The 23,855-nt window shown below is 76.9% G+C and carries 19 protein-coding genes; 12 read left to right on the top strand and 7 right to left on the bottom strand.

The window, feature by feature from the left end:
- Positions 1 to 32 precede the first annotated feature (32 nt).
- The 5 genes from J0910_RS09475 to J0910_RS09455 all read left to right on the top strand — a co-directional run bounded on the left by J0910_RS09475 (position 33) and on the right by J0910_RS09455 (position 4,813).
- A complete protein-coding gene (locus J0910_RS09475; RefSeq protein ID WP_420158155.1) occupies positions 33 to 1,274 on the top strand; it encodes a cytochrome ubiquinol oxidase subunit I in 1,242 nt (413 codons plus the stop codon).
- Between the two features lie 32 nt (positions 1,275 to 1,306).
- Positions 1,307 to 2,299 (top strand): cytochrome d ubiquinol oxidase subunit II, encoded by a 993-nt coding sequence (locus J0910_RS09470; RefSeq protein ID WP_420158154.1) that lies wholly within the window; start codon positions 1,307 to 1,309, stop codon positions 2,297 to 2,299.
- A gap of 211 nt (positions 2,300 to 2,510) precedes the next feature.
- Entirely contained in the window at positions 2,511 to 2,879 is a 369-nt protein-coding gene (locus tag J0910_RS09465) for a hypothetical protein (RefSeq protein ID WP_420158153.1), read from the top strand.
- A gap of 48 nt (positions 2,880 to 2,927) precedes the next feature.
- Positions 2,928 to 3,641, top strand: a complete 714-nt coding sequence (locus tag J0910_RS09460) for a TetR/AcrR family transcriptional regulator (RefSeq protein WP_420158152.1) — start codon at positions 2,928 to 2,930, stop codon at positions 3,639 to 3,641.
- Positions 3,642 to 3,772: 131 nt separating this feature from the next.
- Entirely contained in the window at positions 3,773 to 4,813 is a 1,041-nt protein-coding gene (locus tag J0910_RS09455; protein ID WP_420158151.1) for an FkbM family methyltransferase, read from the top strand.
- A 242-nt stretch (positions 4,814 to 5,055) separates the two neighbouring features.
- Here J0910_RS09455 and J0910_RS09450 read toward each other — a convergent pair whose 3' ends face one another.
- Together J0910_RS09450 and J0910_RS09445 are read right to left on the bottom strand one after the other, a co-directional pair.
- Positions 5,056 to 6,219, bottom strand: a complete 1,164-nt coding sequence (locus J0910_RS09450) for a thiolase C-terminal domain-containing protein (protein ID WP_420158150.1) — start codon at positions 6,217 to 6,219, stop codon at positions 5,056 to 5,058.
- A gap of 306 nt (positions 6,220 to 6,525) precedes the next feature.
- Positions 6,526 to 6,831: a Dabb family protein gene (locus tag J0910_RS09445; protein WP_420158149.1), complete on the bottom strand. Its 306-nt coding sequence runs from the start codon at positions 6,829 to 6,831 to the stop codon at positions 6,526 to 6,528.
- 243 nt (positions 6,832 to 7,074) lie between these two features.
- Between J0910_RS09445 and J0910_RS09440 the strand changes: the two genes are divergently transcribed.
- Positions 7,075 to 8,145: an LLM class flavin-dependent oxidoreductase gene (locus tag J0910_RS09440; protein ID WP_420158148.1), complete on the top strand. Its 1,071-nt coding sequence runs from the start codon at positions 7,075 to 7,077 to the stop codon at positions 8,143 to 8,145.
- Positions 8,146 to 8,191: 46 nt separating this feature from the next.
- Positions 8,192 to 9,730: an AMP-binding protein gene (locus J0910_RS09435; RefSeq protein WP_420158147.1), complete on the top strand. Its 1,539-nt coding sequence runs from the start codon at positions 8,192 to 8,194 to the stop codon at positions 9,728 to 9,730.
- 784 nt (positions 9,731 to 10,514) lie between these two features.
- Here the strand turns inward: J0910_RS09435 and J0910_RS09430 are convergent.
- Complete coding sequence (locus J0910_RS09430) at positions 10,515 to 11,459, bottom strand: cyclase family protein (RefSeq protein WP_420158146.1); 945 nt, start codon at positions 11,457 to 11,459, stop codon at positions 10,515 to 10,517.
- 173 nt (positions 11,460 to 11,632) lie between these two features.
- Between J0910_RS09430 and J0910_RS09425 the strand changes: the two genes are divergently transcribed.
- Complete coding sequence (locus tag J0910_RS09425; RefSeq protein WP_420158145.1) at positions 11,633 to 12,862, top strand: serine hydrolase domain-containing protein; 1,230 nt, start codon at positions 11,633 to 11,635, stop codon at positions 12,860 to 12,862.
- A gap of 19 nt (positions 12,863 to 12,881) precedes the next feature.
- On the opposite strand, the gene J0910_RS09420 is transcribed toward J0910_RS09425, so the two are convergent.
- Positions 12,882 to 13,646, bottom strand: a complete 765-nt coding sequence (locus J0910_RS09420; protein WP_420158144.1) for an SDR family NAD(P)-dependent oxidoreductase — start codon at positions 13,644 to 13,646, stop codon at positions 12,882 to 12,884.
- Between the two features lie 47 nt (positions 13,647 to 13,693).
- Positions 13,694 to 14,317 (bottom strand): cysteine hydrolase family protein, encoded by a 624-nt coding sequence (locus J0910_RS09415; RefSeq protein WP_420158143.1) that lies wholly within the window; start codon positions 14,315 to 14,317, stop codon positions 13,694 to 13,696.
- Positions 14,318 to 14,540: 223 nt separating this feature from the next.
- Between J0910_RS09415 and J0910_RS09410 the strand changes: the two genes are divergently transcribed.
- The 4 genes from J0910_RS09410 (at position 14,541) to J0910_RS09395 (ending at position 20,113) form a co-directional block, all read left to right on the top strand.
- Positions 14,541 to 14,972 (top strand): Zn-ribbon domain-containing OB-fold protein, encoded by a 432-nt coding sequence (locus tag J0910_RS09410; RefSeq protein ID WP_420158142.1) that lies wholly within the window; start codon positions 14,541 to 14,543, stop codon positions 14,970 to 14,972.
- Positions 14,969 to 15,334, top strand: a complete 366-nt coding sequence (locus tag J0910_RS09405) for a VOC family protein (RefSeq protein ID WP_420158141.1) — start codon at positions 14,969 to 14,971, stop codon at positions 15,332 to 15,334. The genes J0910_RS09410 and J0910_RS09405 overlap by 4 nt, the downstream gene beginning before the upstream one ends.
- Before the next feature lie 64 nt (positions 15,335 to 15,398).
- Positions 15,399 to 16,994: a class I adenylate-forming enzyme family protein gene (locus J0910_RS09400; RefSeq protein WP_420158140.1), complete on the top strand. Its 1,596-nt coding sequence runs from the start codon at positions 15,399 to 15,401 to the stop codon at positions 16,992 to 16,994.
- A 902-nt stretch (positions 16,995 to 17,896) separates the two neighbouring features.
- A complete protein-coding gene (locus J0910_RS09395) occupies positions 17,897 to 20,113 on the top strand; it encodes an acetate--CoA ligase family protein (RefSeq protein ID WP_420158139.1) in 2,217 nt (738 codons plus the stop codon).
- Between the two features lie 447 nt (positions 20,114 to 20,560).
- Here J0910_RS09395 and J0910_RS09390 read toward each other — a convergent pair whose 3' ends face one another.
- Together J0910_RS09390 and secA2 are read right to left on the bottom strand one after the other, a co-directional pair.
- A complete protein-coding gene (locus J0910_RS09390) occupies positions 20,561 to 20,830 on the bottom strand; it encodes a DUF6406 domain-containing protein (protein WP_420158138.1) in 270 nt (89 codons plus the stop codon).
- Positions 20,831 to 21,502: 672 nt separating this feature from the next.
- The gene (gene secA2 / locus J0910_RS09385; RefSeq protein ID WP_420161929.1) at positions 21,503 to 23,818 is read right to left on the bottom strand and encodes an accessory Sec system translocase SecA2; all 2,316 of its coding nucleotides are present in this window, start codon (positions 23,816 to 23,818) and stop codon (positions 21,503 to 21,505) included.
- Positions 23,819 to 23,855 lie beyond the last annotated feature (37 nt).

Here is a 23,855-nt window from a genome sequence, read left to right as displayed (position 1 = left end):
TTCCGTTCCCCTACCGGCGAAGGCGCAGGGCGATGTTCGACGACCCGCTTGTCCTCGCGCGGCTCCAGTTCGCGCTCACAGCGGCGACGCACTACATGTTCGTCGCCTTCACCCTCGGCCTGGCGCCGTACATCTTGGTCACCCAGTTCATCGCGACACTGCGCCGGGACGCCGCGCGGATGCGCGCGGTGCGCTTCTGGGGCGGCCTCTACCTGGTCAACTACGCGATGGGCATCCTGTCCGGTCTGGTCATGGAGCTCCAGCTGGGGCTGAACTGGAGCGGGCTGAACGAGATGTTCGGCTACGTGTTCGGCGCCCCGCTCGCGGTGGAGACGATGGCCGCGTTCTTCATCGAGTCGACCTTCCTCGGCCTGTGGATCTTCGGCTGGGACCGGATGGGCCGCTGGGCGCACTGGGCCTGCTTCCTGGTGGTGACGGGCACCGCCTACCTCTCCGCCTACTGGGTGCTGGTCGCCAACGGCGTCCTCAAGTGGCCCGACGGGTTCCGGATCGAGGGCGGCGAGGCCGTGCTGGAGGACCCGATGGCGCTGGTCGCCAACCCCTCGGCGGTGATGGCGTTCTGGCACGTGGCGAGCGGCGCCCTGCTGGTCGGCGGCGCGGTGGTGGCCGCGGTCAGCGCCTACCACCTGGCCCGGCGCAACGACCCGGACCGGATGTTCCACCGCGGGATCCGCGGCGGCACGGTGATGCTGGTCCTCGGCGTGATGCCCACGGTGATCACCGGCGGCACCCAGTTCAGCCTGTTCGGCAAGGAGCCGCCGACGGCCGGGCTCACCTACACCGCCGACGAGATCGCGGCCATCGAGAAGGCCGCGGACTCCTCCGTCGCCGGCGCGTTCGGGGCGACCGGCGACATCGTGATGATGAGCTCGTGGCTGCTGATCTCCATCGCGGCCGGGCTGCTGGCGCTGGTGTGGCTGCTGCGCGGTCTGAGCAAGTGGCGCTGGTTCCTGCACCCGGTGGTGTTCCTGCCGGTGCTCCCCTACGCCGCGAGCATCGGCGGGTGGATCTTCCGGGAGACCGAGCGCCAGCCCTGGGTGGTGCGGGGCCACCTGACCACCGCCGACGCGATGACCGACCTGAGCCCGGCGATGGCGCTCGCCTCCTTCTCCTTCTTCACCGTCGCCTTCGCCGTGCTCGGCGGGGCCACCCTCTGGCTGCTCGTCCGGTTCGCCCGGCGCGGCCCCGAGGGCGGGCCGCTGGCGCCGGCCGCCGCCGAGGAGGCGGAGCCCGCCCCCGTCCGGACCTTCTGACCACCAGCCCGACGACCGCAGGAGAACCAAGCATGGATACCGTCCCCGTCCTCTTCCTCACCGGCCTGGTCGTGGGCTACTTCGTGCTCGCCGGGTGCGACATCGGCCTGGGCATGCTCATGCCCTACCTGGCCCGCACCCCGACCGAGCGGCGGCGCCTGGTGTCGGCCGCCGCCCCCTACTTCCTCGGCACCGAGGTGTGGCTGGTGGGCGCGGTCGGCGTCGTCGCCGGCCTCTTCCCGGAGCTGAAGAGCGCGCTCTTCGGCGGCCTGTGGCCGGTGTTCACCGTGCTGCTCGCGGCGTGGCTGCTGCGCGACGCCGGGCTGTGGTTCCGGGCCCGCATCGACACCGGGTCCTGGCGGCGGGGGTGCGACGCGCTGATCGTCGGCGGCAGCTGGGTGCTCGCGCTGAGCTGGGGCGCGGTGCTGGCCGGGCTGATCTCCGGCGGGGCGGCGCCGAGCCCGTTCACCGTCGCCTGCACGCTCGCCGTCGCCGCGGTCTTCCTGCTGCGCGGTGCCGCGTTCGGCGCGGAGCGCCTGGTGCCGGCGGAGACCGGGGAGGCGGCGAGCGCCGACGACGCCGGCCGGCTCACCCGGGTGCTGGCCCGGGTCGCCCTGGGCGCGGTCGCGGTCACCGCGGTGGCGGCGGTGCTGCCCGGCGGCTCCGCGATCGAGCGGCCGCTGGTGCTGGCCGCCGCCGCGCTGGTGCCGGCCGCGGCGCTGGCGGCGACGGCCGGGCTGTCCGGCCCGCGGCTGTCCCGGCACACCTCGGCGGTGGCGATCGGCTCGGCCCCGCTGCTGGCGGCCGCCGCCCAGGCGCTGCCGCTGGACGGCCCGCCGGCGGGCACCCTGGCCCTGGCCGGGATCGCGATCGTCCCGCTGGTCCCGCTGATGGCGGTGGGGCAGGTGGGGCTCTACCGGATGCTGCGCCGGCCCGCCTCCGACACCGGTTTCTTCGCCTCGCCGCCGGCCCCGGTGCTCCCGCCGCGCCGGGGGGCCGTGCCGGATCCGGCCATCCGGGGTTGACCCCCGCTCCGCCCGGGCACCTGCCCCGGGTGGGCGGGCGGCCCCGGCGGCCGCCCCCGTGCGGCCATCCCGAGGCGCGGGCCGCCCCATGCCCCCCGGGGCGGCCCGCGCGGATCCGCCCGGAAGCGGGCCGCAGGGCGTTTCCCCTCTCCCCTGAACACACTCTGTGACATTATTTGCACAGTGAGTATGGACCGGGGGAAGGGGTCCGATGTCGATCTCCGATCTGTTCGCCTCTGCGGACGACCAGCTCGATGTGCACGAACGGCTCCGCCTGTACGTCGAGGGGGTGCGCGAGCGGGCCGACCGGGCGGCGCCCTGGGGGCCGGACACCGTCGGCATTCCCCGGCAGAACTGCGACAGCGGGCTGCTGCGCATCAACGACGTGGCGTTCTACGCCAACGCCCGGCACGAGATCTCGGCCTTCGCCGACCTCTGCCTCAACCTGCTCTCGCTGCACCGGCCGCGCGACGGCGGCGGCATCAGCAGCGGCCCCGGGCCCGCCGTGCAGCGCTGCCAGTGCTGCATGCTCCGCTGGCCCTGCCCGACCGTCCGCGAGATGAGCGCCCTGCTGGGGTGAGCGCCTCCGGACGAGCAAGCGATTGGACAGCGTCCGCATAATGGGAGCGTGAACACCCGCAGCAGCGCCACCGGCGCCTCACCCTCCGGCCAGGACTCCGACCAGGGCGGATCCGCGCGCACGCCGCCCCGCGCCCCGCGCAGGCGGGGCCGCCAGTCCTCCGCGCTCGCCTCGGAGCGCCGGGTCGACCTGGTCCGGCTCGCCGCCGACCTCTTCGCCCAGAAGGGCTTCCAGGCCACCACCGTCCGCGAGATCGCCGACGAGGCCGGGATCCTCTCCGGAAGCCTCTACCACCACTTCGACTCCAAGGAGTCGATCGTGGACGAGGTGCTCTCCTCCTACCTCGACGAGCTGCTGGGCGACTACCGCGCCGCGCTGGAGGAGGGCGGCGAGCCCCGGGAGCTGCTCGGCAGGCTGATCGGCGCCGCGTACCGCTCGCTCAAACCGCACCGCGCCGCGATCACCGTGCTGCAGAACGACTGGAACTACCTGCGCCAGTTCCCCCGGTTCGGCTACCTGGAGGAGGCCGAGCAGGAGATCCAGCGGATCTGGATGGACGTGATCCGGGACGGCCAGGCCAAGGGCGCCTTCCGTCCGGACATCGACCCCAAGCTCACCTACCGGATGATCCGCGACACCATCTGGGTGGCGGTCCGCTGGTACCGCCCGGACGGCCCGCTCGGCACCGATGACCTGGCCGAGCACTTCATGACGGTGCTCTTCGACGGGATCAGCTTCGGCGAGCGCTCCTTCGAGGCCTGACCCCGGCACGTCCGGCGTACACGCCCGGCGATGTCGGTGAACGGCGGCGGCCCGCGCGTTAGCCTGGCCGCGCGGGCCGCACCGGCGCCCGCGGCAGACATCCGACCCGGAAGTCCCGGAGGGCGCCTCCCATGGCACAGCGCACCCGCACCGGCGGGCCCGTCCCCGCGCAGCGCACCCGCGGCGGGCCCGGCCCGGGCCGGCGGCCCGGACCGCCGGACGGCACCGACTTCCGGGCCACCGCCACCGCCCGCAAACGCAGCTGGTACGGGGCGAAGAAGCACGTCAAGCGGCTCCTCGGCAGCCCGCTGCCGAACCTGGCGATGCGCGGCGCGGTCCGCCTCGCCGCGCCGGGGCTGCGCGCCACCGGCCGGCTCCCCGCACCGTCCTCGGTCCGCGAGGTCACCGGGTACGCCGGCGGGGCCTCCTTCACCATGCTCGCCCCGGCGCGCTGCGTGATCGCCAAGGAGCTGTACTGGGGGCGGGGCCGCCGCCCCGGCCCCGCCGACGACCTCGCCGTGCAGGCGTTCGCCGCACTGGCCCGCCGGGCGCCGACGGTGTTCGACATCGGCGCCTACACCGGGCTGTTCACCCTGGTCGGGACCGCGGTCAACGCCGAGCTGCGGGCGCACGCCTTCGAGATGGTCCCGGAGGTCTATCGCGGGCTGTTCGACAACGCGGTGCGCAACCGGGTGCTGCACCGCACCACGCTGCACCACGTGGGGGTCGGCGCGCTGGACGGCCTGGTCGCGATGCCCGCCGAGTCCGGCGACTCGGCGCTGCCCTGCTTCTACTCCAGCGAGATGGACTTCGCCGACGGGGTCCCGGTGCGCACCGTCGCGCTGGACGCGTTCACCGGCGAGGCGGGCAGCGCCGACCGGGGGCGCCCGCTGCTCAAGGTGGACGTCGAGGGCACCGAGGCCGAGGTGTTCGCGCACGGGCAGGGGTTCCTCCGGGAGCACCGGCCGGACGTGCTGTGCGAGGTGCTGCCCGGCGCCGACACCGACCGGCTGACCGCGCTGCTGGCGCCGTTCGGCTACCGGTTCCACCTGGTCGGGGAGCGGGCGCTGGCCCCCGCGGGGCCGCTCCGGGCGCACGACCGGTTCCGGGACTGGTTCTTCACCGTGCGCACCGCCGGCGACCTGCGCGCCCTGGGGGTCCCGGTGGCCTGACCGGGCCGACCTGTGCAGCCGGTCCCGGCCGTTCCGCGGCGCGGTGATCGCGGCGCCGAGCGGCCGGCCGGGCGGCCCCCGGGACTCGTCGACCGGGCCGCCGTCCGCCGGCCGGAAGGGCCGGCGCGGCACCGGCGGGGCCCCGGCCGGGTTCTCATGGGGCTCGCCCCCGGCCCGGCGGACGCGGCGGGCACCCTCGGGCCGCGCCCGCCCGGCCCCGCCGGGGGGCGTCCTCCTCCCGGTCAGGCGACGACGAGGAGGGCGGCGGCGCCGTAGGCGCCGCCGAAGCCGGTGCACAGTGCCGCCGACGCGCCGGGCACCTGGTTCACCCCGTCGCCGCGGAGCTGGCGGACCGCCTCGGCGGTGTTGTTCAGCCCGTGCACGTACCCCTCGGAGAGCAGGCCGCCGTGCGGGTTGACCGGGACGCCGCCGGCCGCCGCCGCGCCCGCGGCCGTGATCCCGCCGGAGCGCAGCACCCGGGCCATGTCCTCCGGGGCGACCAGGCCGAAGTCGGCGAGCTGGCGCGGGACCAGGAACGAGTAGGCGTCGTAGAGCAGGGCGACGTCGACGTCGGCGGGGCGCATCCCGGCCGCCGCGTACAGCTCCGGGGCCAGGCCCGCGGAGAACACCCCGGCCGGGTCGGGGGTGCGGTCCGGGCGGGAGTGCCCCGGCCGGCCGCCGCGCACCACGGCGCGGATCCGCGGCGCCCCCGCCGCGAGGGCCCGCCCGGAGCCGGTGACGACCAGCGCGCACGCGCCGTCGGTCTCCTGGCAGCAGTCGGCCCGGCGGAGCGGTTCGGAGACCATCGGCTCGGCGAGGTAGCCGGCCCGGTCCAGCGGGGTGCGGCGGAGCGCGCGCGGGTTGGCGGCGGCGTGCGCCCGGGACGCCCCGACCACGGCGGCCAGGTCGCGCCCGTCCAGACCGGCCTCGCGCAGATAGCTCCGGGCGACCATGGCGAAGGCGTTGACCGGGCCCAGGACCCCGTAGGGGACGGTGAACTGCTGCTCGACGCCGGCGCCGAGGCGGAGTCCGGTGCGGTTCATCCGCTTCCCGGAGCGGCCGTTGAGCGCCCGGTAGACCAGGACCGTCTCGGCCTGGCCGGTGGCCACCAGCATGGCGGCGTCGCCGAGGATCGAGGCGCTCTGCGTCCCGCCGCCGCGGATCTCGTTGTGCCAGCCCAGCCGGTTCATGCCGAGTTCGCGGGCGAGTTCGGTCACCGGCGCCGAGTCGTCCAGGTGGTAGCTGAGCACGGCGTCCACGCCGTCCGGGCCGATCCCGGCGTCCGCGAGCGCGGCGCGGGCGGCCTCGGCGGCCAGTGAGAGCTCGGTGCGGCCCGAGGCCCGGCTGAGCGGGGTCGCCCCGACGCCGGCCACGGCCGCCCGGTCGGCGATTCCGCTGCCGCGCATGGCGCCTCCCGCGCAGAGACGCCGCCCGCCGGGGACGGGGCGCGATCCATCCCCGGCGGGCGACGCGTTCTTCTGCCTGCCGCCCGGTGGCCGCCCCGCCGGGTCCGCGCCCGGTCCGGGCGCCCGCACCGGGCCCGGCTCTGCCCCAAAAGGTAATACTGGAACTCGTTCTAGCGCAACCCTCGCGACCGGTCCGGTGCGGCGCGATCCGCTTTCCCCCACTCGGGAACAGGTCACCGGGGGGACACGAGAGCGGGGCGGGCGCCGACCGGCACCCGTCCCGGGAACGGTGAACGAGAACGCGATCTAATCGGACTCCGGGAGGACGAACTGCACCGCCGCCCGCGCGGCCAGCAGCGGCTTGACCAGCCCCAGCACGGCCTGGTGGTCCGGGTGGTCGCGGTAGGCGGCGAACCCGTCCGCGTCGTCGACGTCGGCCACCACGGCGAAGTCGAAGTTGCCCTCGGAGATGCCCAGGTCCGGACCGAAACTGTAGCCGCGCAGCGCCGGGATGAGCCCCGGAAGCCGGGAGAGCGCCCCCTCGATCTCGGCGACGCGCTCCGGCGTCGCCTCGGAGTTCCAGCTGAACAGCGCGATGTGCCTGATTGCCATGTGCCCGAACCTAGCGGCCCGCCCCCGGCCGCCCGCCACCCGCCCCTCCTCGATGATCTTGACGCTGCGGGGGCGACGAAGCGCTCCGATGCCCCCGCAGCGTCAAGATCATCGCGCTGGAAGGGCCCGGGGGGCCGGACCGCCCGACGCTGGCCAGGCTCGGGGGCGGCTGTTACGCTACCCAAGCGAGCGCTTGGTATGAGGCGGTGCAGAGACCCCATCGCACGAGGAGCGGCCCGAGCAATGAAGTTCTCCACGTTCCACCTGTTCCACCGCTTCGACGGGCAGTCGTTCGGAGAGGTGTACGACTACCACGTCGAGCTCATCGAACTCGCCGAGGAGCTGGGGTTCGACGGGGTGCGCCTCGCCGAGCACCACTTCCGCGACTACGGTGCGGTGCCCTCGGTGCTGACCTTCCTCGGGCACCTGGCGGCCCGGACCGAGCGGCTCCGGCTGGGCACCGGGATCGTGGTGCTGCCGCTGTACGACCCGGTGCACGTCGCCGAGCAGGCCGCCCTGGTCGACGTGGTCTCCGGCGGGCGGCTGGACTTCGGGGTCGGACGCGGCTACCAGAGCTTCGAGTTCGACGGGTTCGGCGTCGACCTCGCCCAGGCGCGCGCCCGCTTCGACGAGTCGCTCGGGGTGATCCGCGCGCTGTGGAGCGGGGAGCGGGTGCGCCACGAGGGCGAGTTCCACCGGGTGGCGCCCGGCATCGACGAGGGCGTCGCCCTGGTGCCGCTGCCGCTGCAGGACCCGCACCCGCCGATCCACGTCGCCGCGGTCAGCCCGGAGACCGTCGAGCGCTACGCCGCCCGCGGCCTGCCCGTGCTCGCCGACCCGGCGGCCCCGTTCCGCAAGGTCGCCCGCGCCGCCGAGACCTGGCGGGCCACCGCCGCCGCGCACGGCCACGACCCGGACGCCGCCGAACTCGTGGTCAGCCGGTCGGTGTACGTGGCGCCCACCGCCGAGCAGGCCCGCGAGGACCTGGAGCGGTTCGAGTCCTCCTTCGACCGGTCCCGCATCTTCAACGAGCGCAGCGCACCGGTGGACCGGCGCACCGGCGAGGTCGCCGAGGGCTTCGAGTACTGGCAGAACCGCTACCTCAAGGGCGGCTCGGTCGGGCCCGACTTCCGCTGGGAGCAGCTGGAGGTGATCGGCGACCCCGAGCGCGTGGTCGGCCAGATCGCCATGCTCCGCGAGATGGGCTTCGACCACCTGCTCTGCGACTTCGGCAGCACCCGGCCGATGCCGGTCGAGGAGATGAAGAAGGTGCTGAAGTTCTTCGCGGCCGAGGTCATGCCGGCCTTCCGGTGACCGGCGCGCCGCACTCCCCCGCCCCCTCCCCGCCCCCGGAGGCAGCATGACCGTCCATCGACTCACCCTCGGCGACGTCCTGCGCGAGCACCGGCGGTCCCGGCCGGACGGCACGGCCGCCGTGGACGGCCCGGTGCGGCTCGGCTACGCCGAGCTCGACGACCGGGTGAACCGGCTGGCGAACGCGCTGGCCGCGGCCGGCGTCGGCCGCGGCGACCGGGTCTGCTACATCGGGCGCAACTCCGTCCGGCTGCAGGAGGGCCTGCTCGCCGCGGGCCGGCTCGGCGCGGTCTTCGTCCCGGCGAACTGGCGGCAGAGCGCCGACGAGCTCGCCTTCGTCCTCTCCGACCTGGCCCCCGCCGCGGTGCTGTGGCAGTCCGAGGGCATCGGGGAGGCGGTCCGCGCCGCCCGCGAGGCCGCACCGGAGGCCGCCGGGGCCCGCTGGGTGCACTGCGCGGCCGGCGCCCCGGGCGCGGAGCCGGACGAGTACGAGGAGTTCCTGGCCGCCGCGCCCGCCGGGGACCCCGACGCCGACGGCGACGGCTCGCTGCCCGTGCTCGGCCTGTACACCGCGGCCTTCGACGGGCGGCCGAGCTGCGCGCTGCTCTCCTCCGACGCGCTGCTGGCGCACAGCGCGGTCCTGCTCTGGCTGCGCCGGATCGAGCCCGGGTTCACCTTCCTCAACAGCGGCCCGCTGTTCCACGTCGGCACGGTGATGTTCAACCTGGCCGCGCTGCACGCCGGGGGCGCCAACGTCTACCTGCCCTCCTTCGACGCGGCCGAGGCCGCCCGGCTGATCGAGGCCGAGCGGGTCGACCACATCTTCGGCTTCGGTCCGATGCTGGACGCGATCGCCGAGGCGGCCGGCGGGCGCGACCTGTCCAGCCTGCGCTTCACCGCGCACTCCCCGGACTGGGACTCCCGGATCACCGTGGGGACCGACCCGTGGAACGCCTCCGGGATGGGCGGGTACGGCCAGACCGAGGTCGGCGGGATGCTCACCTTCCTGGCCCTGGGCATGGGCGGGGCGGGCGGCGCGGGCCGGCCCTCGCCGATGGTGCAGGTGCGCATCGCCGGCCCGGACGGCGAGGAGCTGCCCGCCGGCGAGACCGGGGAGATCACCGCCCGGGGCAGGACGCTGTTCAGCGGCTACCACGGCCGCCCCGAGCTGAACCGGCGCAAGGCGGAGGGCGGCTGGCACCGCACCGGCGACCTGGGGCGGCGCGAGCCCGACGGGACGATCACCTTCATCGGGCCCCGGCTGAAGATGATCAAGACCGGGAACGAGAACGTCTACCCGGCGGAGGTCGAGCGCGCGCTCAGGGCTCACCCGGAGATCGCCGACGCGGCGGTGATCGGGGTGCCGGACGCGCGGTGGGGGCAGAGCGTCACCGCGGTGGTGCGGCGGGCGCCCGGATCGGCCCTGGACGCCGGGGCCGTGGTGGCGCACGCCCGCTCCCTGCTGGCCTCGTACAAGAAGCCGCGGCGGGTGGTGTTCACCGACGAGGTGCCCCGGGCCGGGCAGCTGCCGGACTACGCGGCGCTGGACGCGGAGCACGGCGGCGGGGGCTACCCGGGGGAATGAGCGGCGTCCGGGGAGCGGACCGGGCCCAGGGGCGGGGGACAGCCCCTGGGACCGGCCGCGGGGCGGACCGGCCCCGGCCGGAGGCGGCCCCCGCGCCCGCCGGGGAGCAGGGCCCGCCGCGTTCAGAACGTAGCGGCCCGGGGATCACGCCCATGGCCTGTTCGTGTAACTGAAATGTCTCGATTCGTCCCCTGAGCGGCCCGGGAACCACCCACATGAGCAGCAAGGATAAGCAGCCGATAAACAGGCTTCCACCCCCGCGAGCGGCCGGATCCGGCCGCCGCCCCCAGGTTTCGGCGCCCCGGGGACCCCTCCGAGCTGCTGTCCTGTCGCATGCGGCCTGCTCGATTCCCATCCGAGCCGCTCGCTCGCGGCCGGATTCTCCAACGATCCGCCCCCCCCTCTCGGCCGGCCCCGGAACGCTCGGAGCGCGTCGGCGCAGGCCGGGCGCCCACCGCCTGCACCGCCGCCCGGCCCCGCCGAGCAGGCCGGACGGACCGGTGCCCGGGAACGGGCGGCTCCTCCGGGAGCCCGCGGCCGCCTCGCGCTTTTGGACGGCGGCCGGCGGGGCCGCGGACGGCCCCGCCCACTCCGCGCCCGTCTCTCGGGGGCGCCCCCGCGAGACGGCGGGCGGCCCCGGGGCGATGCGGACGGGGGCCGGCCCGCCGAGCGGGGTCCGGGCGCCCGCGCCCGCGCTCGCGGGCGGGCCGGGCGCCGGGCCGGTGCTCCGCGGACCGGCCGGACCGGCGCCCGGCCGCGCCGGGGTCCGCCCGGCAGGGGGCCGTCACAGCACCGCGACCGGGTTGACCGGGCTCGCCGTGCCGCCGTGCACCGGGAGCGGGAGGGCGATGAACAGGAAGTCGGACCGGTCCCCGGCGGCGAGCGCCGCGGCCAGCTCCTCCAGCCAGAGCATCTCCGCCAGGTGGACGCCGTGCCGCCAGAGCAGGGTGAGGTGCAGGTCGTCGCCGAGGTCCTCGTCGGAGCGGCCCTCGGCGTTCAGTCCCTGCACCGCGGTGTTGTCCGCGGCGACCAGCGCGACGTCGCGCCCGGCCAGCCAGCGCCCGGCGTCGGCGCCCAGTCCGGGCTGGGCGCCCTGGTAGCGCGCGGGGTCCTCGGCCCAGGCCAGCGGCCACCCGGTGCGCAGCAGCACGGCGTCGCCGGCCCGCGGCCCGTCCGACCCGGCGGCGGCCGCCATCTCCTCCAGCTCCTCCGCGCCGACCCGGTCCCCCGCCTCCAGCCGCTCCACCCCTCGGTGCCGGGCGGCGTCGAACAGCACGCCGCGGGCGACCACGCCGCGCCCGGCGGCGTGCTCGATGCCCAGCCGACCCGCGCCGTAGCTGCGCACCCTGCCCGCCGGGTGGCCGTTGTACAGCGCGTCCCCGCTCCACATGTGGCAGAGCGCGTCCATGTGCGTGGTGGTGCCGTGCGGGGAGAGCACCAGCGCGTCGTCGGCGGTCTTCAGGCCGGCGCCGATCGGGCGCACGCCGGCCGCGTAGTCGCCGCCGTCGATCGACATGAAGTGCTGCGGCAGCGGCCGCCCCGCCATGTGCGGGATCCCGGAGGGGGCCGCCCCCGAGGTCGCCCCCTTGATCGGCAGGGCCAGGCTGAGCACCCGGCCGGTGCGCGCCGCCGCCAGCGCGGCGAGCACCCGCTCCGGGGTGAGCAGGTTCAACGTGCCGAGCTGGTCGCCGTCCCCCCAGCGGCCCCAGTTGTGCGGCGGTTCGGGCATGGCCGTCCTCCTGTCCGTTCGTGCGCGGTGCGCGCCGCTCCCCGCGGGTACGGGGCCGCGGGGGCGTGCCGCGCCTCTCATCGGGCCCGGGGTCCCGGGCGGGCGCCCCCGGGGGCGGGTGGTCTACAGTCGCGGAGGCGGCCGCCGCGCGGCCGGAGAAGGGAGTGTCGCAGGTGCGATCGGCAGCTCAGAGCGGAGAGGCGGTTCCGGACGGGGCCGCCGAGGTGCAGGGGGCGTGCGCGCCGGAGTTCGCGCGGGTGCGCAAGGTGTTCGAGAACAACTTCGCCCGCGGCCTGGAGACCGGGGCCGCGATCACCGTGCACGTCGGCGACGAGAAGGTCGTCGAGCTGTGGGGCGGCCTCGCCGACCACAGGACCGGGCGCCGCTGGGAGCGCGACACCCCCTGCTTCGCGTTCTCCTGCACCAAGGCGCTGACCGCGGCCGCCGCGCTGCGCACCGCCGAGCGCGGCGGGCACGACCTGACCGCGCCGGCGGCCTCCTGGTGGCCCGGGTTCGACGCGGCGGGCAAGGCCGGGGTGACCGGCGAGCACCTCCTCTCCCACCAGGCCGGGCTTCCGGCGTTCGCCCGGCCGGTGTCGGCGGAGGAGGCCGCCGACCCCGCGGCGATGGCCGCGCTGCTCGCCGGGCAGGAGCCCGAGTGGGAGCCGGGGACCGCGCACGGCTACCACACCTTCACCTACGGCTGGCTGGCCGGGGAGATCGTGCGCCGACTGGACGGGCGCACCGTGGGCGGCTACGTGGCCGACGAGATCGCCGGGCCGCTCGGCCTGGACCTGTGGGTCGGCGCGCCCGACGCGGTGCTGGACCGCGCCGCGCGGCTCACCTCCTCGGCCGCCGACGCGGACCGCGGCGGGGCCCCGGCCGGGGCCGCGCCGACCGGGGACGACCCGCTCAGCCGGATGAAGCGCGCCGCGCAGGACCCGGAGAGCCCGTTCTCCCGGAGCTTCGCCCGGCCCGACATGGCGGCGGTGCCCGGCCGGTTCAACAACCGGGGCGTGCTCGCCGCGGGGTGGCCGGCCGCCGGCGTGGTCACCACCGCCACCGGCCTGGCCGGGTTCTACCGCGACCTGCTGGCCGGGCGGATCGTCGCGCCGGAGACGCTGCGCGGCGCCGTCCGGCCCCGAGTGGCCGGGCCGGACCGGGTGCTGGTGCTGGAGAGCTCGTTCGGGCTGGGCTTCATGCGGCCCTCGCTCACCTTCGCGGTGCCCCGGGCCGCCCGGCAGGGCGCGTTCGGGCACACCGGATCGGGCGGCTCGATCGGCCTGGCCGACATCGATCACGGCATCTCCCTGGGCTACGTGGTGAACGGGCTGGGCGCGCAGCTGTCCGGCGGGATGCGCTCCATGCGCCTGGTCAAGGCGGTCTACGACAGCCTCCGCTGAGCGGCGGGCCGCCCGCGGGTCAGTGCATGGTCAGGCCGCCGCTCAGCGACAGCGTCTGGCCGGTGATGTAGGCGGCCCCCGGGCCGGCCAGGAAGGCGGCGGCCTCGGCCACGTCCCGGGGCTCGCCCAGCCGGCCGGCCGGGATCCCCCGGGCCAGCCGGTCCACCAGGCCGGGGTGCTCCCGGGCCACGCCGCGCAGCATCGGCGTGTCGGTGGGGCCGGGGCAGAGCACGTTGCTGGTCACCCCGTGCCGGGCGGTCTCCCTGGCCAGCGTCTTGGCCAGGCCGAACAGCGCGGCCTTGGTCGCCGCGTAGGCGCCCTCCCCGCCGGAGCCGGCCCGGGCGCCGTCGGAGGAGACGAAGATCAGCCGGCCGAACCCGCGCTCGGTCATCCCGGGCAGGAAGGCCTGGGTGAGCTGCATCGGGGCGCGGGCGTTGACCCGCCACATCAGATCCCAGTCGGCGGGGTCGCTCTCGCAGAACGGGCCGATGACGCTCACCCCGGCGTTGTGCACCAGGACGTCCACGCCGCCGGGGGCGGCGGCGCGCACCCGGTCGGCGCCGGCGGCGACGTCCTCCGGGTCGGCCAGGTCGATCCGGACCGCGGCGGCGCCGGGCAGCGCCGCGGCGGTCCGCTCCGCCCCCGCCCCGTCGAGGTCGGCCACCACCGTGCGCGCCCCGGCCGCGGCCAGCGCCGCGCAGACCGCCCGGCCGATGCCGCCCGCTCCTCCGGTGACCAGCGCGGTCCGCCCGTCCAGGGGCCGCCCGCGGTGTCCGTCGGCCATCCGCTCCGTCCTTCCCGTCGGCCGCCGCACGGCGGCTCCGTCCCCGCTCAGCCGGCCCAGGCGGCGGCGATGTCCTCCGCCGGCGCCCGCGCCGCGAGCAGGGCGATGGTGTTCTCCATGACCGCCCGCGCGTACTCCTCCGGGACCCCCGCCACCGCGTCCTCGGCGACGACGACCCGGTAGCCGAGGTTGACCGCCTCCAGGGCGAGCCCCAGGACGCCCAGGTTGACCGAGAGGCCGAGGGCGACCACGGTGCCGGTGCCCATCGCGCGCAGCGCGGTGTCCAGGCCGGTCCCGGTGAACGGGGAGAAGCCGTGGTGGCGGCGGGACTCCAGGTCGCCGGGGTCGCGCAGCCCGCCGAGGACCTCGGCGGCCGGGGTGCCCTCCAGCATGTGGCCGGGGTCGCGCAGCAGGCGGCGGATGAACGGGGAGTTGCCGGTGTGGCTGCCCCGGCGGTCGGCGCGGAAGGCCGCGGTGCAGTGCACCACCGGGACGCCGGCGGCGCGCGCCGCGCCCAGCACCCGGGCGGCGTTGGCCCGCAGGCCCGCCCGCTCCGCCGCCGCGGCGAGCTCGGGGAAGCGCGCCCCCTCGCCGATGACGCCCTCCTGGAGCTCCATCGCGAGCACCGCGGTGCGCTCCGGCGCCAGCGCGGTGCGCAGGTCGAACGGCATCGGCTCCCGCCTTCCTCCGGGTCCGGCCCGGCGCGCGGGCGCCGGGGCGCCGCGCCTCCCGCCCCGGGCCGGGGGGAGGCGCGGCCGCGGCCGGCCCGGACGGCGCCCGCCCTTGCCGACCAACCAAGCGTACGCTAGCTTGACTGCATCCGGTTGTCACGGGTCCCGCAGCGGACCGGGCTCCGGACCGCACCGCAGGGCCGGCAGTGAGGAGGTCGCCGCGATGAGCGTCCCCGGCGAGCGGCCGCACCCGGTGCCGACCCCGCTCACCGAGCCGTACTGGGCCTCCTGCCGGGCCGGAGTGCTCTCCATCCAGCGGTGCGCCTCGTGCCGCCGCTACGTGCACTTCCCCGAGGAGCGCTGCCCGTTCTGCGGCGGCGGTTCCCTGGCCTACGAGGCGGTCTCCGGGCGGGGGCGCGTGGTCACCCACACCACGGTGCACCGCCCCTTCGTCCCCGGCTTCGCCGGACTGGCCCCCTACACCGTGGCCTGGGTGGAGCTGGAGGAGCAGCCCGGACTGCGCGCCTTCGGCGGCCTGCTCGGCCACCCGCCCGGCGCCGAGGCGGTCGGCATGCCGGTCGAGGTGGCCTTCACCGAGCTGCCCGGCTTCGGCCCGATCCCCGACTTCCGCCCCCGACGCGAAGGAGAGCGATGAGCGACGGCGCCGCGGCCCGCATCGGCAGCGTCCTGTACCCCAGCACCGACGTGGCGGCCTCCGCCGCCTTCTACCGCGACGGCCTCGGCCTGCCGGTCCGGTTCACCGACGGGGACCGGTTCGCCGCGCTGGACGGCGGCGGGGTCACCCTGGCCCTGGCCGCCGGCGGCGAGGAGGTCACCGGCGGCGTCCCCGCCGTCTCGGTGCGGGTGCCCGACGTCGAGGCGGCCGTCGCCGAGCTGACCCGCCGGGGGGCGCCGCTGCTCCGCCCGGCCGAGGCCGGCCCGCACGAGGTCCGCGCCGTCGTCGGCGACCCCTCCGGCAACCCCGTGGTCCTCTACTCACCCCTCCCCCGGCGATGACCCCGGTGCCGCGCCCGGCCGGGCGCGGCACCGGCGACCGCAGGCAGCGAAGGAGACCGGAACCGTGACGCCCTCCCCCGCCAACGCACCCGCCCCCGCGGCCGACCCCTTCGGCAACTACGGCTACGCCGTCCTCACCGCCGGCGCGCTCGCCTGCCCGGACCGGACCGCGCTGACCTACTGCGGCGAGCGCCGGTTCAGCTACGCCGAGCTGGACCGGGCGGTCAACCGGCGCGCCCACGCCCTGCTCCGCTCCGGCGTCGCCCCCGGCAGGCGGGTCGCCGCGCTGCTCGGCGAGACGCTCGGCGTGGCCGAGACCTACCTCGCCCAGTTCAAGATCGGCGCGGTGACCGCGGCGCTCAACCCGTTCTGGAGCGCCGAGGTGCTGGCGGCCGTGGTCGACCGCTCCGGCGCCACCGCGTTCGTCTACGACGCCGGGATGGACGCGCTCGTCGCGGAGATCCGCCCCAAGCTGCCCGGGATCGGCCTGTGGCTGCGGCTCGGCGGCCCCTCCGAGGACGCGGTGGATCTGGACGCCCTCGCCGCCCGGTGCCCCGAGGACCAGCCGGAGATCCGCGGCTCCGGGGACGACCCGCTGGCCCTCTTCTACACCTCCGGCTCCACCGACCTGCCCAAGGCGGTGCTGCACACCCACGCCGGCGCGCTGGCCACCGCGCGGCTGTGGCAGGACATCCCGCGCGAGGCCGACTCGGTCTTCGGCACCGGCGCGATCATCTGGGGCATCGGCTTCCCCGCCATCGCCGGCCCGGCGCTGTACGGGCGGATGCACCTGGTGCTGGAGCAGGACTGGGGGCCGGAGAACTTCCTCCGGGTGGTGCCCCGGGAGAAGGTCACCCACGTCAGCCTGATCCCGAGCTTCTTCAGCGCGCTGCTCGCCGGCGACGCGCACCGCACCGCCGACCTGTCCTCGGTCACCACCATCGTCCTCGGCGGCGAGCCGCTGGCCCCGGCGCTGCTCGACCGGATCAAGGAGCGGATGCCGCAGGCCCGGGTGTACGGCTACTACGGCCAGACCGAGGCCCCCTACTCGGTGTGCGGCCGGCTCGACGACGGCAGCCAGGACCTGCGCTCCTCCGGGCGGGCCCGCACCGGGTTCGCGGTCCGGGTCACCGGCCCCGGCGGCGAGCCGCTGGTGGACGAGGTCGGCGAGATCAACCTGGCCGGCCCGCACCGGATGGCCCGCTACGACGGCCGCCCGGACAAGACCGCAGAGGTGCTCCGGGGCGTCTGGTACGTCGGCGGGGACCTCGGCCGCATCGACGCGGAGGGCAGGCTGTACGTGCTGGGGCGGCGCTCCGACGCGATCCTGAAAGGGGGGCGCTGGACGCCGCCCGCCGAGGTCGAGGAGGCCGCCGCCGAACTGGAGCAGGTGGCCGAGGCCGGGGCCGTGGGGGTGCCGGAGAACACCGACGGCGAGGACCCCGTCGAGCAGCGGCTGCTGCTGGCCGTGGTGGCCCGCCCCGGGTCGGGGGCGACGGCGGAGGGCATCGCCGCGGCCCTGGCCGAGCGGCTGCCCGAGCACCGGCGCCCCGACGCGGTGGTGCTGGCCGACGAGCTGCCGCACACCGCGGACGCCTCGGGCGGCCCCGGCAAGCTGCTCCGCCGGGAGATCCGCGCCCGCTACGCCGACCGGCTGTGACCGCCGCCCCGGTGCGGAAAGAGGCGCCGGCGCGTGTTCTCCTCCCCGGCCGGCCGCCCCGGACGCCGCCCTCCCTCCCGGCCGGGAAGGGGCCTGCCGGCGGTGCCTCCGAGCTCCGTTCCGAAGCCGGGCCCGCTCCGGCGGCGCGCCGGACTCCGACGGTCCGCGGAGCGGTCCGCGCCCGCCCGCGAGCGGCGGCGCCCGCGATGGCACTCCCCGCTCCGGCGGGACACCGGTGCGCTCCGCCCGGCCGCCTCGGACGGCGGCCTCCCTCCGGGCGGACGGGTCCCGGCCCGGCCGGGGCCGGGACCCCCGCCGGAGCGGGCGGTGCGCCCTCCCCGGCCGCCGTACCGGCGCGGCCGAGCGGTCCCCGGCGGGCCCGCGTCCCGCCTCCCCCGCGACGGCGGGCGGGAAGGCCCGGTCCGAAGGGGGCGGAGCGGGCGCCCTCGGGAAGAGGGGCGGGCCGCACCGCTGCGCGGCCGCCCGCCTCCGAGGCGGCGCGGAGGCGCGGAGTCCCCGGACGCACCTCCCCGGGTCCGCCCGGGGAGGGGGCGCGGGCCGGCACGGTCGTCCGATCCGCTGGGGATGGCGAAAGGTGCGCCGCGGATCCCCGTGCCGGCCCCGTCCTCCTGCGCCCGTGTCCAGCGCACGCCCGCGGAGCGGACGCGGGCGTACCCGGACGCCTCTCCACCGGGCCCGTTCGGCGACGTCCGGGCCCGTACCGCTCTTCCGGCATCCTCACCCCGCCACCGTCCGCCCCGACAGGCCCACCAGGGGCCCGCTTTCCTTTTTGGGCCCTGGGGCCCCGCAGCGGCCCGTTCCGGCCCCGCCCCGCGGGCCCGGGCCAGGGCCCATCGGCCCTCCCCGCCCCGGGACCGGGGCCCCGACCCGAGGAGTTCCGCATGACCAGTGCACCCGCCGGAACCGGCCCCGGGCCGGCCCCGCAGGCCGTTCCCGAGCACCGGGCCAAGGCGCTCGCCGCCCGCGCCGGGGTCCCCGTACCGCGCGGAGCGGTGGCCGGCTCGGCGGCCGGCGCGGCGCGCGCGGCCGCGGGGCTGCGGCCCCCGCTGGTGCTGAAGGCCCACGGCCCCGGGCTGCTGCACAAGAGCGACGCCGGGGCGGTCCGGCTCGGGCTGGCCGGGCCGGACGAGGTCGCCGCCGCCGCGGAGGAGATGGGCCGGTCCCTGTCCGGGGCCGGGTACGCCGCCGCGGGGTTCCTCGTCGAAGAGCAGGCCGAGCCGGGCGTGGAGCTGATCGTGGGCGCGCTGGCCGACCCCGCGTTCGGCCCGGTGCTGATGGTCGGCCTGGGCGGGGTCTGGACCGAGGTGCTGGACGACGCCGCGGTGCTGCCCTGCCCGGTGCGCCGGGGCGAGGCCGAGGCGATGCTGGCCGGGCTGCGCGGCGCCGCCCTGCTCGACGGCGCCCGGGGCGCCGCCCCCGTGCACCGCCCGGCCCTGCTCGACCTGGTCATGGCGGTCGGCGGCCCCGGCGGCCTGGCCGAGCGGCTGGGGCCCCGGCTGGCCGAGTTCGAACTCAACCCGGTCATCGCCGGCCCGCGCGGGGCGGTCGCGGTCGACGCCCGGCTGCTGCTCCGGGAGGAGGGCGGCGAGCCCGTCGCGCCGGCGGCGCGGCGCGGCGGGGCGGGCGGGGCCGGCCGAGGCCCCGGAACCGACTTCACCCGGCTGTTCGCCCCGCGCGGGATCGCCGTGGCCGGGGCCTCGGCCGGCCGCCCGTCGTTCGGCAACATGCTCCTCGGCCAGTACCGCGCCGCGGGCTTCTCCGGGACGCTGGTCGCCGTGCACCCCGAGGCGGCCGAGGTCGACGGGGTGCCCGCGGTCCCCTCGCTGCGCGACGTCCCGCCGGAGGTGGACTACGCGCTGGTGGCGGTCCCGGCGCGCGGCTGCGCGCAGGCGGTGCGCGACGCCGCCGGCATCGGCTTCGTCCAGGTGGTGAGCGGCGGGTTCGCCGAGTCCGGGCCGGAGGGGGCGGCGCTGGAGGAGGAGCTGCGCGCGGCCGCCCGCCGGAGCGGCGCCCGGCTGCTCGGCCCCAACTGCATGGGCGTCTACTCCCCGGCCGGGGGGCAGACGTTCCTCGGCGGCGCCCCGGGGAGGCCCGGCCGGATCAGCCTCGTCTCGCAGAGCGGCGGGCTGGCCGGCGAGGTGGTCCGGGTCGGCGAGCGGCGCGGGCTGCGGTTCGCGAAGGTGGCGACCCTGGGCAACAGCGCCGACGTCACCCCGGCCGAGCTGGTCCGGTTCCTCGCCGCCGACCCCGGCACCGGCGTCCTCGGCCTCTACCTGGAGGACCCGCGGGACGGGCGGGCGCTGGCCGAGGCGCTGCAGGCGTGCGCGGGGCGGCTCCCCGCGGTCGCGCTGATCGGCGGCCGCACCGCGCAGGGCGGGCGGGCCGCCGCCTCGCACACCGGGGGGATGGTCCGCGACGCCCGGATCTGGACCGGGCTCGCCGAGCGGTGCGGGCTGGCCCTGGTGGACGGCCAGGACGCGCTGATCGGTGCGCTGGACTTCCTGGAGCTGCACGCGCACCGGCCGGCCGGCGGCGGTCCGGGCGTCCTGGTGGTCGGGCCGAGCGGCGGGGCGAGCGTGCTGGCCGCCGACGTGTTCGACGCCGCCGGGGCGCGCCTGGAGCCGCTCTCCGGCGCCGCCCGCACCGCGCTGCGCTCGCTGGGCCTGGGCGCCGGCGCTCCGCTCGGCAACCCGCTGGAGATACCGCTGGGGCCGCGGGGCCGCAAGGACCTGGCCCGGCTGGCCTCCGCCGCGGTCGCCGCGGAGAGCCCCGCCGGGGCGCTCCCGGACATCGTCGCGCACGCCAACGTGCAGAGCTTCGCGACCTTCGCGGCCCCGGGCGCCGACGGCGGCGGGGCGGTCCGGGACGGCCTGCTGGAGTACGTCTCGCACTTGGCCGCGCTCCAGGAGGAGCTGCCCGCCTCCCGGGTCACCCTGGTGCTGCGCAACCCCGAGTGCGGCCCTCCGGACCTCCTGGACGCCCTCCGCCCGGCCGCCCGGCGGGCCGGCGTCCCCTGCTACACCTCGATGGAGGCCGCCTCCGCCGCGATCGCCGCGGGCAAGGCCTTCGCCCGCGCCCGCGCCGCCGCGGCGCGCTGAACCCGCCGCCGGGTGCCGCGGGCCCGGCGGCGGCCGGGCGGAGCCGGGGGCAGGGGCGCCCTCCCCGCCGCCCGGCGCGGACGGGGTTCCTTCCGCGCCTTCTCCACGGGTCCGGCCGGAGCGGGCCGGCCGCCCGCTGAGCGGTCTTCGCCAAGGCGGCCCCGGCGCTTCGGCGAGCAGGGCCGGGGCGGCGTACCGGGCCCGTCTCCGCTGCGACGGCCGGTGGCGGGCGGGGCCGGAAGGGCTCCGGTACCGGTCGGCCTCCTCCCCGCCGCCCCGGGGGGCGCGGTCCGCCTCCGGGGCGCGGCGGCCGGGCGGGGCGCGGGAGAGGGCCGGGCCGGCGGCGTGTGCCGCACGGGCGGCCCCGGCGGTGCGGCGCCCCGGTGGGCCTCCCCGTGCGGAGGCCGGCGCGCGGTTTTCCGGATGGAAATCCGGCGGTCCGTTATTTCAGCTGATCCGGACGCAGAGAAGATAGGCGTCCGATGTCTCCGCCTCGGAGATCTCGGTGATTTTCCACGTCTGCCCGCCGACGCTGAACGTGTCCCCGACGCGGACGTCGAGCATTCCGGTGGGGCGCCATTCCTGCGGGCCTCCGATCCTCGCCGCGGGGCGCCCCTCCTCGTCCACCCAGAACCGGCCGCCTCCGACCGGACCGCCATCGAAGCGGTCGTTGCGCCCGTAGGTGACCTTCTCCTCCGCTCCGACCTCGTGAGCCACGCCGACCCCGTCTCCGTCCTCCGGCCAGATACGCCCCTCCGCAGGGAAGGCGCGGCCGCCTTTTCGACCGCTCCCGAGGGGATTCTCCGAACTTTACCGCCCCGAAATGCAATTGCATATGACCTCGCACGGCGTTTTCCCGTCCGATATGTCGCATCTTGTGCAGGAGTTCCGGCCGGGGACTTTCGTCCTGAAGCACCGGCTTCCCGGATGCTCCCCGCCTATCCCTCCCGGGCCTCCGCGGCCCCGGGGCGGCCGTGCGCACCTCCGGTCCGCACCGGACCTCAGGTAGGCCGGGACCGCCGTCACCCGCCGGTGCACGCCGCCGGAGGGCGGCAGGTCCGGCCTGGCCGGCATGGAGAGCGGCAGGGCCGGCACGAGCAGCGGGACGCCGAAGAGGAGCGCGGACGGCGGCGCGGCCGCCGCGTGCACCAGCGCCCGCCGGGGCCACCCGCCGACCAGGAACCGGCGGGTGCCCTGGGCCCGCAGCAGCGTCCGCGGCCGCGCGGCCGCGGTCCCGGCCCCCGCGCCCCGCCGGCCTTCGGGGGCGGGCGGGGCGGCCGTCGGTACTCCGTGCTCTTCCGCGGTACGGCGCCATGGCCGGGCGGGCCCGGCGCGGAATCGCCCCGGCCCCGGTCCCGGGGGAGGGCGGGCCCTGCCCCGGGCGGCCGGTCAGGTGCCGCCGCCCCTGCCCTTGAGCCGGCCGACGACGGTCTCCAGGTCGGAGGAGAAGGGGTGGTCGTGGACCATGTAGGTCCAGGTCATCGAGGGGCGCTTCACCCCGGCGGCGGAGACGTCGATCGCGCCGTCGGCCGCCTCGGTGTCGGCGAAGGTCTCGGCGGCCCTGGCCCGGGCGCCGTCCAGGAAGCCCTTGAAGGCGGGGACCGCGTCCCGGTTGAACTCGTCGAGCGGGTCCCGGCGGCCGAGGAAGCGCAGATGGATGCCTTCGCGGAGCTCGGCGAGGAAGGCGTTGTGGTCGGTCCACCCGCGGTCCAGGTGGTACAGGGTGATGAGCCGGGCCGCCCGGGCGACCTCCGCCTCGCCGTCGCCGCCGCCGGCCTCCACGTCGTCGACGAGGTCGGCGTGGTGCCGGGCGCAGTCCAGGGCCAGCTGCCGGTCGCCGAGCCCCTGGGTGAGCACGGCCTCGCGGTGCTCCAGGACCACGCCGCGCTGGACGTCGATGAGCTTGTTGTAGCGCCAGGTGTTGCGGTGCACCTCCAGCAGCTGGCCCTCGGAGACCCGCTGGGCGTGGTCGACCGTGCCCAGCCAGGTGGGGTCGGCGACCCGGCCCTCGGCGTCGGCGGTGTAGCCGGAGGTGTCGGCGACGTTGGCGGTGACCAGGTCGTCGTCGAGGCTGACGAAGAACACCGACTTGCCGGGGTCGCCCTGGCGCCCGGCGCGGCCGCGGAGCTGGTCGTCCAGCCGGCTGCTCGGGTAGCGGCCGTAGCCCAGCACGTACAGGCCGCCGGCCTCCACCACCCGATCCCGGTCGGCCATGTCGCTGCCGCCGAGCCGGATGTCGGTGCCCCGGCCGGCCATCTGGGTGGAGACGGTGATCGCGCCGTACTTGCCGGCCTCGGCGATGATCGCCGCCTCGTCGGCGTCGTTCTTGGCGTTCAGCACCGAGCAGGTCAGCCCCTCGCCCTCCAGGCGCTTGGCCAGCCGCTCGGACTCGGCCACGTCCTGGGTGCCGATGAGCAGCGGGCGGCCGGAGGCGTGCACCTCGGCCACCTCGGCGACGACCGCGTCCTCCTTCTCCTCCAGGGTGGCGTAGAGGCGGTCGGCCTCGTCCTCGCGGACGCACGGCTTGTTGGAGGGGACCTGGGCGACCTCCAGCCCGTAGAACTCGCGCAGCTGCTCGGCGACGGCCATCGCGGTGCCGGTCATCCCGCCCAGCGTCGGGTAGCGCACCACCAGGGCCTGCACCGTGATGGAGTCCAGCACCTCGCCGGTCTCGGAGACGTCGACCTTCTCCTTGGCCTCGACCGCGGCCTGCAGCCCGTCCGGCCAGCGCTGCAGCAGCGCGATGCGGCCGCGGGACTCGTTGATCAGCCGCACCCCGCCGTCCCGGACGACGTAGTGCACGTCCCGCTTGAGCAGTACGTGGGCGTGGAGCGCGAGGTTGACCCGCGGCAGCACCGAGACGTCGTCCTCGTCGTAGAGGTCGATGCCGCCGAGGCGCTTCTCCACCTCGTCGATGCCGTCCTCGGTGAGCTGGACGTTGCGGCCCTCTTCGTCGATCTCGTAGTGCCGCCGGGGCTTGAGCGTGCGGACCAGCTCGGCCATCTCCAGGTCGGCCGCGGCGGCCTCGGCCGCCCCGGCCAGCACCAGCGGCACCCGCGCCTCGTCGACCAGCACCGAGTCGGCCTCGTCGACGATGGCCACCTCGGGGTCGGGCAGCACCCGGTCGCCGGCGTCGGTGACCATCCGGTCGCGCAGCACGTCGAAGCCGACCTCGCTGACCGAGGCGTAGGTGACGTCGGCGGTGTAGGCGATGCGCCGCTCCTCCGGCGCGGACTCCTCGGTGACCCAGGAGGGCGCCACGCCCAGCAGGTCGTAGAGGGGCCGCATCCACTCGGCGTCGCGCCGGGCCAGGTAGTCGTTGACGCTGAGCACGTGCACCCGCTTGCCGCGGAGCGCGAACCCGGCGGCGGCCAGCGCGCCGGTCAGGGTCTTGCCCTCACCGGTGGCCATCTCCGCGACGTGGCCGTCCAGCAGCGCCATGACGCCGAGCAGCTGGACGTCGAAGGGCCGCTCGCCGAGCGCGCGGCGGGCGGCCTCGCGCCCGACGGCGCACAGCTCGATCAGGTCGGCGCGCTCGTAGGGGAGCTCCGCGTCGCCGAGTTCGGCGGCCTTCGCGGTGAGCTCCGCGTCGTCCAGAGCCCGCAGGTCCTCTTCCCGGGCCTCGATGGGTTCCAGCAGCTTGGTATAGGGCCTGATGTCCACGGCACCGGGCTTGCCCAGCAGCCTGCGGACGCTCTCCGCCATTCGTCCGAACACCACGCAAGACTAACGCGCCGGACCC

Origin of the sequence: Nocardiopsis oceanisediminis (assembly GCF_048595525.1) — a bacterium.
GTDB classification, from domain to species: Bacteria; Actinomycetota; Actinomycetes; order Streptosporangiales; family Streptosporangiaceae; genus Nocardiopsis_A; species Nocardiopsis_A oceanisediminis.
The sequence above is the reverse complement of the archived record's forward strand: the minus strand, read 5'-3'. Positions and strand labels throughout refer to the sequence as shown.